Genomic DNA, 11,305 nt, shown 5'->3' with positions numbered 1-11,305 from the left:
GTTTTACGTCCACAGTGGATGTAACGGACGGCCCGGCGGGCACGACGTCATGAGGTCGCAGCCGTTCGCCTCGGGAGTGCCCAGATGTCGTTGGACCAGGCCGTCCAGAAGCCGAAGAACAGCCTGAAGTGGCTCTGGGTCGTCGGTCTCGTGGGAGCGCTCGTCGTCTTCGGCGTCATCGCCACGGGCGGCAACGGCAACACCACCCCGACCGCCACCCCCACGACCTCCACCCCACCCCCCAAGCCCGGCCTGGAAGTCCCGCCCAGTGCCCCGGCGGTACCGCCGACGCCCGTGCACATCGTGGTGTTCGAGGTGACCGGGGCGGGCACGGGCACCGCCACGTACAGCACCGACGGCACCGGCGGAACCATGGCGGCCACCGACGTCCCCCTGCCGTGGACCACGACCGTCGAACTCCCGGTCGACCCCGGCCAGCAGGCGATCAGCCTGGTGGCGGAGGCGGGACCGGGAACGCTGGAGATCAGCGCGAAGATCACCGTCGACGGCCAGGTCGTCCGCGAGGGCAAGTCCGGCGGCACGTACCTCTCGGTGTCCCTGAACGCGACCGTGGGCGGGTAGCCGAAGTCCCCGCCACCCGGAGGTGAGCGGGGACTTCGCGGTCAGAGGGCTACGGGCACTGCTTCCAGGCGAAGTGGTAGGTCGTCTCGATCGTGCCGTCGGTGGAGTCCATCGCCATGAAGCTGGTGGTCTTCGTCGGGTCGGAGGTGCCCGCCGCCACGCGGAGTTCGGTGTTGATGTTGAAGTTGCGGCGCTCACCGCACGGGGAGTAGACGATCGCGGCCACCTCCGTGGTGTCGGTGGCCTGCCAGTCGTCGCTGAACGGGCCGTTGTAGGTGTGGGACTTGTACGCCGTGGGTGACATGCCCTGGAAGTAGTAGTTGGCCCGTTCCGTGCCGCTGGCACCTCGCTCCAGGTGGGCGAAGCCGCGGTAGTCGGCCTGGGCGATGCCGTAGGTGAAGCCCTGCGGGACGTTGACGCGCAGGTTGAGCTGGCAGTTCTTCCGGAAGTCGGTGGGCAGGGCGCCGATGCCGACCTGGGCGAGGAAGTCGCTGTAGGTCACCGTGAACGCCTTGTTGTCCGGGGAGACCGCCACCGCCGCCGTGCCCGCCGGGCAGCCCGAGCCGTTCACGGTCACGACGTCGATCGTGATGTGGTCCGGCGGGGGAACGGTGTTCGGCGCGCCGCCGGGAGGGAACGTGATCGCGAGGGACAACAGGGCAGCCGTGATCGCACTGGGCATGGTGCACCTTTCTGATGCGGTGAGTGGCGGCGCGACGAAATGAAAACGTTCCAGAGGGAGGTGAAAACGTTCCTGGCGGCCCTGAAAACGTTACGGGCAGTGCTTCCACGCGAAGTGGAATGTCGTCTTGACGCTTCCGTCCGTGGAATCCATCGCCATAAAACTGGTCGTTTTCGAGATGTCCGACGTGCCCGCGCTCACGCGCAATTCGGTGTTCACGTTCAGGATCCGCTGCTCGCCGCACGGGGCGAAGACGATCGACGCGACCTCGGTCTTGTCGGTCGTCTGCCAGTCGTCGCTGAGCGGCCCGCTGAACGGGTGGGTCGCCCCCGTGGACGGTGATCCGGAGAAGTAGTAGCTCGCCTTCTCCGTGCCCTTCGCGCCCGCCGCGAGGTGGGCGAAGCCGCGGTAGTCGGCCTGTGCGATTCCGTAGGTGAAGCCCTGCGGGTAGTTCACCCGCAGGCTGAGCTGGCAGTTCTTCCGGAAGTCGGTCGGTCCAGCGCCGACGCCGATCTGGGCGAGGAAGTCGCTGTAGGTCACGGTGAACGCGGTGTTGTCCGCCGCCGGGGCCACGGCCGCGGTGCCCGCCGGGCACCCCGATCCGTTGACCGTGACGACGGTGACCGTGATCCGGTCGTCCGGTGGTGAATCGGCGTCCGCGGTCGGGCCCGCGACCGTCGACAAAGCCAGGACGGCAGCAGCCATCGCAGTGAGCATGGGGATACCTTTCCGATACCTCGGCCTGATGGCGGCGCAGGATTCGAACGGTAGCGCACGCCCGTTGTGAGGTCATCGGGCTGGATGGAGTAAAAATTCCCACACATTTTACCGGCGGCGAATGGAAAAGGTTCTCCGTCGCCGTCGGAAATTCACCGGTTGACTCGAGAAATGGGTCAGCGCACTCCGCGCGGCCGGAACTGGACGCTGACGCGCGGCCCCACGGGTTTCGCAGTCTTCGGGATCGCGTGCTCCCACGTCCGCTGGCACGAGCCGCCCATGACGATCAGGTCGCCGTGGCCCAGCGCGTGCCGCACGGTCGCGCCGCCGCCGCGCGGCCGCAGCAGCAGGGCGCGCGGCGCGCCGACGGACACGATCGCGACCATCGTGTCCTCGGTCGCCCCGCGGCCGATCGTGTCGCCGTGCCACGACACGCTGTCGCGCCCGTCGCGGTAGTAGCACAGGCCCGCCGTCCGGAACGGCTCGCCGAGTTCGGCGGCGTAGTGCTCGCTCAACGCCTCGCGGGCCGCGGTCAGCACCGGGTGCGGCAGCGGCGCGCGCTCGTCGTAGAAGCACAGCAGGCGCGGCACGTCGACGACCCGGTCGTACATCTGCCGCCGCTCGGCCACCCACGGCACGCCCTCGGCCAGTTCGGCGAACAGGTCGGTCGCGCCGGTGAGCCACCCCGGCCGCAGGTCGACCCACGCGGTGTCGTCCAGCCGCGTCCGCCGCACGGTCAGCGGGCGGAGGCCGACCGCCTCGGAGTCGTCGAACAGCGATGCCTGCACGCCGACCAGCGTAACCCAGCTCGAACGGGTGTTCGACTGTGGACATTCTGTCCAAACGGGAACTACTGTCCAGGTCATGCCATCCCTTCCCGACTTCCGGCTGGAGAAGCACTTCTCCCGGTGGGAGTTCGCCGCCCGCTACCACCTGACCGCCTCCGACGCGCAGACCCTGTCGCTGGCCGAGTTGCTGGCGCTGGCCGACGACGACGGGCGCGAGCGGTGGGAGTCGCTGCACCTGGGCTACACCGAGACGTGGGGCCTGCCCGCGCTGCGCGAGGCCGTCGCCGCGACCTACGACCACGTGGCCGCCGAGGACGTGCTGTGCTTCGCCGGGGCGGAGGAGGCGCTGTACCTGGCGATGACGACGCTGCTGGAGCCCGGCGACCACGTCGTCGTGGTCACGCCGAACTACCAGGCCGCCGAGACGGTCCCGCTCGCGCTGTGCGAGGTGTCCGGGGTGGCGCTGCGCGAGGACGACGGGTGGGCGCTCGACGTGGACGCCGTGGAGGCGGCGCTGCGGCCGAACACCCGGATGGTGTCGGTCAACTTCCCCAACAACCCGACCGGCGCGGTGCCCGACCCGGCTACATGGGCGCGGCTCGTGGCGCTGTGCGACGAGCGCGGCGTGCTGCTGTTCAGCGACGAGGTCTACCGCGGCCTGGAGAGCGGTCCCGCGCTGCCGCAGGCGGCCGACCTGTCGCCGACCGCGCTGTCGTTGAACGTCATGTCGAAGGCCTACGGCCTGCCGGGGCTGCGGATCGGCTGGATCGCCTGCCGCGACCGGGCGCTGCTGGCCCGGCTGGAGGGCGCGAAGCACTACACGTCGATCTGCAACTCCGCGCCCAGCGAGGTGCTGGCGCTCATCGCGCTCCGGGCGGGCGACCGGATCCTCGCGCGCAACCGGCGGATCATCGACGACAACCTGCCGGTGTTCGACGCCTTCTTCGCCCGGTTCCCCGAGCTGTTCGAGTGGGCCCCGCCGCAGGGCGGCTGCGTGGCCTACCCGCGTTACCTCGGGGCCGACGGCGTGGAGGCGATGTGCGCCGACCTGGTGGCGGAGGAAGGCGTCCTGCTGCTGCCGGCAAGCGTTTACCGCTCGGACCTGACACCCACGCCCGAGGACCGGTTCCGGATCGGCGTGGGCCGCGTCGGACCAGGTGAGGGGCTCGACCGGTGGGCGGACTGGCTCGAACGACGGGGCTGACGGTGGGGCCGACGGCGGCCACGGAGGCGTGTCGGCATTGCGGCCGAGCCCTCCGGGGTAGGAGCCTGGTGGCATGAACGTGCCACACGGGGTCGCCTCCGGACTGGTCGCCGCGGGCCTCGGCGACCACGCAGCGCTGTCCGGGCTGCCCCGGCGACCCAGGGTCAAGCTCGTCGCCACGCACGTCGGCACGTCCACGGTCGTGCTGGAGATCGGCGGGTTGACCCTGGTCACCGACCCGGTGTTCGACGCCCCGAGGGCGTACCGCTGCGGGACCGCGGTCCTGGAGCACACCGAGGGCCCGGCCGTGGCGCTCACGGACCTGCCCCCGGTCGACGCCGTGCTGCTCAGCCACGACGACCACCCGGACAGCCTGGACGCGGCGGGCCGCACGCTGCTCGACGGCCGCCCGGTGGTGACGACGATCGCGGGCGCGGCCCGGATCGGCGGCGGCGCGGTCGGGCTGGAGGCGTGGTCCGCGCACGAGCTGACCGTCGGGGACCGCACGCTCCGCATCACCGCCACCCCGTGCGTCCACGGCCGGTGCGTCGAGGTGATCGGGTTCGTCATCGAGGTCCCCGGCGAGTCCGAGGCCGTCTACGTCTCCGGCGACACCGTCGACTTCGGCGAACTGGACGAGATCGGCAGGCGGTTCACCATCGGCACCGCCCTGCTGCACCTGGGAGCCGCCGTCGTCGACGCCTTCGACCCCGGCAGGCTGCTCACGCTCGACGGCCGCCAAGGCGCGGCCCTGGCCTCGACCCTCGGCGCGCACACGATCGTGCCGCTGCACTACGCGTCGTGGAGCCACTTCACCGAGGGCCGCCCGGAGATCGTCGCCGCGTTCTCCGACGCGGGCCTCGCCCACCGCCTCCGCTGGCTCACCCCCGGCGTCCCCGAGGCGCTCTAGTCCGGGTCGAGCGAGGGCCAGCGGTCGACCGCCCACTCCGTCCACCCGGCCCACCCCGGTGGCGGGTCGGGGATCGGATGGCCGTCCAGTTCGGTGGCGTCGGGGATCTGGAACAGCGTTCGCCACGTGGCGAGGTCGGTGTCGGGCATCGGGAACGTGGTGTGCGGGGCGGTCGACTGGCGGTGGGCCACGCGGGCGCGTTGTGCGGTCTCGTCGACCGGCAGGTAGACCACTTGGGAGTTCGCCCCGGCGGAGGCGGCAAGACTGCGCAACGCCCACCGCTCGTCGCGCGACCAGAGGCCGAAGTCGAGCACGACCGAGGTGCCCACGCGCAGCGCTTGCAGGGCCAGTGTGATGAGGCGTCCCTCCAGCAGGTCGCGCTTGCCGTCGGGTTGCGCGCCGTCGAACAGCGGGATCATCCACTCGTCCGGGGTCAGGCGCAGCGCGTGGAGCGAGGCGGCGAGTTCCCTGGCGCGGGTGGTCTTGCCCGCGCCGGGAAGGCCGACCATCAGCACGAGCGAGGGCCGCACGGCGTCAGGGCCCGTCGCCGGGACGGGTCTGGTCGACGGCGCGGTGCAGGGCGGTGATGAACGCCGCGGCCGCGGGCGGGTCCGGCGGGTCGCCGTAGGTGGCCAGGTAGACGTGCCGTCGGAAGTCGCGCAGGACGCTGGCCCGGATGCCCGGCGCGTGGTGGGTGCGCAGCGCCAGGCCCGGCATGGTGGTCACGCCCATGCCCGCGGCGACCAGCGCCTGCTGCACGATGATGTCGTCGCTGGTGTACGCGATGGGCGGCACGAATCCCGCGCGGTCGCAGGCCTCGACGAACTCGCGGCGGCAGTTCTCGCAGCCCGCGATCCACGCGGAGTCGCGGTTGCCCGCCAGCGTCTGGTCCGGTTCCAGGCTGAGCAGGTACATCGGGTCGTCGAACAGGTGCGTGGTGCGCAGGTCGTCCGGGGTCGCGCCGTCGTAGTCGAAGGCCACCGCGACGTCGACCTCCCCGGCCCGCAGCAGGTCCAGCGCCACGCGCGGGTGCGCCTCGACCAGGTGCAGGTCCACGCCGGGGTGCTCGCGGCGCAGGGTGCCCGCGGCGTGCGGCACCAGCGCGGCGAGCGCCGACTGGAACCCCGCGACCCGGACCCGGCCCGTGCGCAGGCCCACCATCGCGGACAGCTCCGCCGCGGCGGCGTCGACCCGGCCGATGATCTCGGCGGCGCGGCGGGCCAGGTGCTCGCCCTCCGGCGTGAGCCGGATGCCCCGGCCGACCCGCTGCACGAGCTTGGCGCCGGTCTCGGCCTCCAGCCTGGCCAGGTGGTGGCTGACAGCGGGCTGGGAGTAGTTCAGGTGCTTGGCGGCCTTGGTGACCGAGCCGTGCGCGGCGATCGCCGCCAGGATCCGCAACCGCAGGACGTCGAGCATCCATCAAGAGTACGCATGTGTTCGCCCAACCATTGTCATTGGACGAATGAGTCTGGGGGAGAGAGGCTGAGCCGGACCTCACGACCACAAGGCTCGAACCAGGAGAACCACCATGACCGGCACGGCCCCCGCGCGCTCGTCGATCCGGCGGATGGACAACGTCGCCATCGTCGTCGACGACCTCGCGGCCGCGAAGGCGTTCTACACCGAACTCGGCCTGGAACTGGAGGGCGAGGCCACCGTCGAGGGCGGCGAGGTGGACCGGCTCGTCGGGCTGGAGGGCGTCCGGTCGGACATCGCGATGATGCGCACCCCGGACGGCCACGGACGGCTGGAGCTGACCAAGTACCACTCGCCGTCGATCCTGGACGGCGACCCGCACGCCCCGGCGAACGTCCTGGGCGGCCACCGCGTCATGTTCGCCGTCGATGACCTCGACGACGTCCTGGAGCGCCTGCGGCCGCACGGGGCCGAGCTCCTCGGCGAGGTGGTGCAGTACGGCGACAGCTACCGGCTCTGCTACCTCCGCGGGCCCGCGGGCGTCCTGGTCGCGCTGGCCGAGCAGCTCGGCTGACCGGGCCTCACGCCGGCGAGCGCTCGTACCCGCCGACGACGTCGGCCAGCAGTTCGGCGAACGTGATCGCGGTGTCGTCCTCCAGCCGCGGCCCGATCACCTGCGCGCCCACCGGCAGACCGCTCGCGGTCCGGCCGACCGGCGCGGACACGGCGGGCAGGCCGGGCAGCGCGGCGTGCGCGACCCAGAACGGCTGGGCGTCGTACGGGCGGTCGCCCTCCGGCGTGGCGATCACCCGCTCGCCGAACGGCCTGGTGTCGTGCGGGAACGCGGGCGTGAAGTTCGTCGGGCACAGCAGCACGTCGACGTCGGCGAAGTACCGCTCCCACGCCGTCCGCGACGCCATGCGCAGGTTCTCCTGCTCGATCACCTCGCTCAGCGGCGCGAAGTCGTGGCCGGACTGCTGGAACGCGAAGAACAGGCCCACGTGGAAGCCGAACGTCTCCGCGTGCCGGTCCGGGTCGATCCCGTCCGGCCAGCCCTCGACGACCTTCGCGCCCGCGCGGCCCAGCGCGTCCACGGCGTTCGACAGCACGGCGGCGACCTCGCTGGACACCGGCGCGCTCGGGTGGTCCAGCACGACGCCGACGCGGTAGTCGGCCAGCCGGGTGTGCCGGGGCTCGGGGAGCCGCCACGAGTACGCGCGCGCCGCCACGCCCTCGGGCCCGGCCGTGGCGCGCAGGACCGAGCGCAGGTCGGCGGCGGACCGGGTCAGCGGCCCGATCGTGGACAGGTACAGCCACTCGCTCGGGGCGTGCGGCGTGCGCGGCACCCGCAACCCGGTGAGCGGCACGGTGTCCGCGCTCGGCCGGAGGCCGTAGACGCCGCAGAACGAGGCGGGGATGCGGATCGAGCCGACGAGGTCCGAGCCGTACTCCACGAACGACAGGCCCGCGGCCACCGCCGCCGCGCCGCCGCCGGTCGACCCGCCGGGCGTGCGCGTCACGTCCCACGGGTTGTTCGTGCGCCCGTAGACGTCGTTGACCGTCTGGCCGTAGTCGCCGAGCATCTCGTGCGGGTTGGTCTTGCCGAACACGGTCGCGCCCGCCGCGGCCAGCCTGCGCACGACGGTCGCGTCCTCGGCGGCCACGAAGTCGGCGAACGCCGGGACGCCCCACGTCGTGCGCATCCCGGCGACGTCCAGGCAGTCCTTCACGGTCGTCGGCACGCCGTGCAGCGGGCCCACGTCCTCGCCGCGCGCCAGTGCCGCGTCCGCTTCGTCGGCGGCGGTCAGGGCGGCGTCGCGGCGGACCTCCACGACCGCGTTCAGCGCCGGGTTCACGGCGTCGACACGGGCCAGTTGCGCCTCGGTCAGCTCGCGTGCCGAGAGTTCCCCTCGGCGCAGCAGCGCGGCCGCGTCGGTGGCGGATCCGAACAGGACGTCCACGGTCGTTCTCCTCTTCCGTTGTGGAAGCCCGGTTCTACGGCCTGACACGGTGTCAGGGTCAAGCGTCGAGCAGCCCGCGCACGAAGGCCGCCTGCCCGGCGTGCTGGAGGTCGTCGGACACCACGCTGACCAGCCGGACCGCGAGCGTGACCGGCGGGTCCCAGCGCTCGTCCACGACCCGGCCGAAGTCCTCGTCCGCCAGGCCCCGGACGTAGTCGACCGACGCGCGGTGCACGGCGTCGTGGTAGCCGAGCAGGAGGTCGACCTCGGCCACGGTCACCTGGCCCACCTGCTCGGAGGTGTGGCCGTAGCCGATGTCGGCGTCGTCGAGGGGGAGGGCGAACTTGCGGTTCCAGCCCTGCGCGGTCCACACCTGCTCGACGCCCGCCACGTCGGCGACGTGGTCGTCCTGGACGCGGGTCAGGTGCCACACCAGCCAGGCGATGGAGTTGGCGGAACCACCGACGCGGTGGGAGAGCTGGTCCGGGGTCAGCCCGTCGGCGGCCTGGTGGACCACCTCGCGCACCCGGTCCAGGGCGTCGACCAGCAGAGCGGTGCTCGTCTCGGTGCTCATGGGGTCGACGGTAGTCGTGGCGGGGCCTCGCCGCGGGGTTGACCTCCGTCCCACTGATAGGAAAGATTCCTAACTATTACGCGGCTCAGCCAGACCGCCACTGCGCGGCCGCACCGGCTGAAAGGTGAACGCGTGCGTCCCAGGTATCGAACGGTCTTGACCACCCTCGTGGCCGCGACGGCGCTGGCGCTGTCCGGCACGGCCGCCACCGCCGCGGCCCTCCCCACCCCGACCGGCCTCAAGGTCACCGGCACCACCGGCACGTCCGTCGCGCTGGTGTGGAAGGCGTCCTCCGGCGCCACCGGCTACGACCTGCTCCGCGACGGGGCGCTCGTCGCCGCGGCGGACATCCCGTCGGCGATGTCGGTCGGCCTGAAGCCGTCGACCTCGTACACGTTCCGCGTCCGCGCGCGCAACGCCTCCGGCGCCGTGTCGGCCGACTCCGCACCGGTCACCGTCCGCACCGGGAGCGATCCCGGAGGCGGTGGCGGCAAGGCCGCCTACGCGGGCGCCCGGTCGTCCAGCTACGGCATCAGCCCGTTCCCGACCTCGTGCGGCTGGGAGAAGGCGATGAGGACGGCGAGCGGCTACTTCGCAGGCTCGACGCCCGCCGCGGTGTGGATCGTCGGCAACATCGAGAACGACGGCGTGAGCCTCCAGTTCCCGAGGCCGAACGACGGCAAGGACTACGGCTCGCGCATCGCGTTCGCGAGCACGGACAAGCACGAGGCGTACCTGAAGTACTTCGACACCCACGGCGTCAAGGTGTGGCTCCAGGTCGAACCCGGCTTCGCCGACATGGCGACGGTGATCGACCTCGTGCTCAAGCGCTACGCCCACCACCCCAGCGTCGTCGGCTTCGGCGTGGACGTGGAGTGGTACAACCCGCCGGGCCCGGACCTCAACGACCCGGTGACCGACGCCCTGGCCGAGAAGTGGGAGAAGAAGGTCAAGAGCGTCAAGTCGAGCTACACGCTGTTCCTCAAGCACTTCGACCAGTCGTCCATGCCGCCCACCTACCGCGGCGGCATCGTGTTCGTGGACGACAGCCAGTTCTTCGACAGCACAACGGGTTTCCTGGCCGAGATGAAGGCGTGGGCGGACCGCTACTACCCGAATCCGGTGATGTACCAGATCGGCTACCAGCCCGACAAGAAGTGGTGGAACCTCGAAGCCAAGCCCGTCCCCAAGACCCTCGGCACGAAGCTCGCTTCCGTGACCCGGCAGGACTTCGGCGTCGTGTGGGTCGACTTCACCCTCCGCGACGTCTTCCCGACGACCTGCTGACCGTTGCGGGCGAAGGACATCACGGTGGTGTCCTTCGCCCGTCGGGAGGGTAGGTTGCCCGGCATGGTGAAGCAGCCCGCCCGAGACCTGTTGGGCTACATCGTGGTCCAGTGGCCGGTCTGGTTCGGTCAGGCGTCCGGTCTGCCCGCGGCCATCGAGGTCGACCGGGACGCGCCGCCGCCTCGGCGTGGACCGGTCGATCTGCTGCTGTCCAAGGGTTTGTGGCTCGTGGTCATGGTGGTGCTGTGGGGTGGGCTGGCGGTGTCCATGGTGGGCGTGCCGGTGTGGGCGTTCCGGGCGAACCTCGCGTCCGCCGACCTGTTCCTGGTGGGCGTGCCGCTCGCCGTCGTGGTGATGCCGCTGCTGTTCGTGTCCATCGGCTACACCTACGCCGTGGCCAAGCGCGCCGAGCGCTGGCGGGTCGCCGCTACCGCAGGTGAGAGGCTCCGTTCAGGTCGATGACCGCGCCGCTCGCCCAGCCCGCGCCGGGCGTCGCGAGCCACGCCACGGCCGACGCGACGTCGTCGGGGGTGGCCACCCGGTTGAACGGGCTCTGGGCGCGGATCGCGTCGCCGCGCTCGCCCGCGAGGATGTCCGAGGTCATGTCGGTGTCCACGAACCCCGGCGCCACGGCCGTCACGGCGACGCCGAGCGGGGCCAGCGACACGGCGAGCGACTGCGTCAACGAGTGCACGGCGGCCTTCGACGCGCCGTACGCGGGGGCGGTCGGCTCACCCCGGTAGGCGCCGCGCGAGCCGACGGTGATGATCCGCGCGCCCTCCGGTCCGCGGGACCGGGCGCGCAGGTGGTCGACGAAGCACCACGTGGTGTTCGCGACGCCCAGCACGTTGACGTCCGTGGTCCGCCGCCACTCGGCGATCCACTCCGCGTACGACGTGGTCGGCAGCGGGTGCTCGGTGTAGATCCCGGCGTTGTTGACCAGCACGTCCACGTCCCCGAGCGCGGCGACCGCCTCCGCGACGAACGCCGCGACCGCCTCCGGGTCGGCGAGGTCGCCGCTCACCACCGCGTGCCCGTCGCCCGGCAGCGCCTTCACCACCGCCTCGGCCGCGGCCACGTCCGCCCTCGCGTGCACCGCCACCCGCAGGCCCGCTCCGGCCAACGCCCTCGCCACCGCCGCGCCGACTCCGCGCGCTCCACCCGTCACCAGTGCTCCGCTCATG

At 71.8% G+C, this 11,305-nt stretch carries 14 protein-coding genes; 6 read left to right on the top strand and 8 right to left on the bottom strand.

Translation table 11 applies throughout. The annotated features are described in order from the left end of the window. Positions 1-84: 84 nt before the first annotated feature. The gene (locus ACFWW9_RS18350) at positions 85-582 is read left to right on the top strand and encodes a hypothetical protein (protein WP_390378658.1); all 498 of its coding nucleotides are present in this window, start codon (positions 85-87) and stop codon (positions 580-582) included. A gap of 49 nt (positions 583-631) precedes the next feature. Here the strand turns inward: ACFWW9_RS18350 and ACFWW9_RS18345 are convergent, their stop codons facing one another. The 3 genes from ACFWW9_RS18345 to ACFWW9_RS18335 all read right to left on the bottom strand — a co-directional run bounded on the left by ACFWW9_RS18345 (position 632) and on the right by ACFWW9_RS18335 (position 2,778). Then, entirely contained in the window at positions 632-1,264 is a 633-nt protein-coding gene (locus tag ACFWW9_RS18345) for a DUF4360 domain-containing protein (protein ID WP_390378655.1), read from the bottom strand. A gap of 90 nt (positions 1,265-1,354) precedes the next feature. Next, positions 1,355-1,981 (bottom strand): DUF4360 domain-containing protein, encoded by a 627-nt coding sequence (locus ACFWW9_RS18340; RefSeq protein ID WP_390378652.1) that lies wholly within the window; start codon positions 1,979-1,981, stop codon positions 1,355-1,357. A 176-nt stretch (positions 1,982-2,157) separates the two neighbouring features. After that, positions 2,158-2,778: an alpha-ketoglutarate-dependent dioxygenase AlkB gene (locus ACFWW9_RS18335; protein WP_390378665.1), complete on the bottom strand. Its 621-nt coding sequence runs from the start codon at positions 2,776-2,778 to the stop codon at positions 2,158-2,160. Between the two features lie 67 nt (positions 2,779-2,845). On the opposite strand from ACFWW9_RS18335, the gene ACFWW9_RS18330 reads away from it, so the two are divergent. Together ACFWW9_RS18330 and ACFWW9_RS18325 are read left to right on the top strand one after the other, a co-directional pair. Then, a complete protein-coding gene (locus tag ACFWW9_RS18330; RefSeq protein WP_390378649.1) occupies positions 2,846-3,973 on the top strand; it encodes an aminotransferase class I/II-fold pyridoxal phosphate-dependent enzyme in 1,128 nt (375 codons plus the stop codon). A 73-nt stretch (positions 3,974-4,046) separates the two neighbouring features. Then, complete coding sequence (locus ACFWW9_RS18325) at positions 4,047-4,883, top strand: MBL fold metallo-hydrolase (protein WP_390378647.1); 837 nt, start codon at positions 4,047-4,049, stop codon at positions 4,881-4,883. On the opposite strand, the gene ACFWW9_RS18320 is transcribed toward ACFWW9_RS18325, so the two are convergent. Together ACFWW9_RS18320 and ACFWW9_RS18315 are read right to left on the bottom strand one after the other, a co-directional pair. After that, the gene (locus tag ACFWW9_RS18320) at positions 4,880-5,413 is read right to left on the bottom strand and encodes an AAA family ATPase (RefSeq protein ID WP_390378644.1); all 534 of its coding nucleotides are present in this window, start codon (positions 5,411-5,413) and stop codon (positions 4,880-4,882) included. The genes ACFWW9_RS18325 and ACFWW9_RS18320 overlap by 4 nt on opposite strands. 4 nt (positions 5,414-5,417) lie before the next feature. Further along, the gene (locus ACFWW9_RS18315; protein ID WP_390378641.1) at positions 5,418-6,299 is read right to left on the bottom strand and encodes a LysR family transcriptional regulator; all 882 of its coding nucleotides are present in this window, start codon (positions 6,297-6,299) and stop codon (positions 5,418-5,420) included. Positions 6,300-6,411: 112 nt separating this feature from the next. On the opposite strand from ACFWW9_RS18315, the gene ACFWW9_RS18310 reads away from it, so the two are divergent. After that, positions 6,412-6,873 carry a VOC family protein gene (locus ACFWW9_RS18310; protein ID WP_390378638.1) on the top strand — a complete coding sequence of 154 codons (462 nt, stop codon included), beginning with the start codon at positions 6,412-6,414 and terminating at the stop codon, positions 6,871-6,873. A 7-nt stretch (positions 6,874-6,880) separates the two neighbouring features. Here ACFWW9_RS18310 and ACFWW9_RS18305 read toward each other — a convergent pair whose 3' ends face one another. Continuing rightward, a complete protein-coding gene (locus ACFWW9_RS18305) occupies positions 6,881-8,260 on the bottom strand; it encodes an amidase family protein (protein ID WP_390378635.1) in 1,380 nt (459 codons plus the stop codon). A gap of 58 nt (positions 8,261-8,318) precedes the next feature. After that, the gene (locus tag ACFWW9_RS18300; protein ID WP_390378632.1) at positions 8,319-8,834 is read right to left on the bottom strand and encodes a DUF664 domain-containing protein; all 516 of its coding nucleotides are present in this window, start codon (positions 8,832-8,834) and stop codon (positions 8,319-8,321) included. Positions 8,835-8,990: 156 nt separating this feature from the next. On the opposite strand from ACFWW9_RS18300, the gene ACFWW9_RS18295 reads away from it, so the two are divergent. Both ACFWW9_RS18295 and ACFWW9_RS18290 read left to right on the top strand, forming a co-directional pair. After that, positions 8,991-10,121 (top strand): fibronectin type III domain-containing protein, encoded by a 1,131-nt coding sequence (locus ACFWW9_RS18295; protein WP_390378629.1) that lies wholly within the window; start codon positions 8,991-8,993, stop codon positions 10,119-10,121. A 63-nt stretch (positions 10,122-10,184) separates the two neighbouring features. After that, entirely contained in the window at positions 10,185-10,583 is a 399-nt protein-coding gene (locus ACFWW9_RS18290) for a hypothetical protein (RefSeq protein ID WP_390378626.1), read from the top strand. Here ACFWW9_RS18290 and ACFWW9_RS18285 read toward each other — a convergent pair. Further along, a complete protein-coding gene (locus ACFWW9_RS18285; RefSeq protein ID WP_390378623.1) occupies positions 10,549-11,304 on the bottom strand; it encodes an SDR family NAD(P)-dependent oxidoreductase in 756 nt (251 codons plus the stop codon). The genes ACFWW9_RS18290 and ACFWW9_RS18285 overlap by 35 nt on opposite strands. Position 11,305 lies beyond the last annotated feature (1 nt).

It is taken from the genome of Umezawaea sp. NPDC059074 (genome assembly GCF_042738955.1).
In the GTDB taxonomy this organism is placed as follows: Bacteria; Actinomycetota; Actinomycetes; order Mycobacteriales; family Pseudonocardiaceae; genus Umezawaea.
Note: the sequence above shows the minus strand (reverse complement) of the source record. Positions and strands in the feature narration are given on the sequence as shown.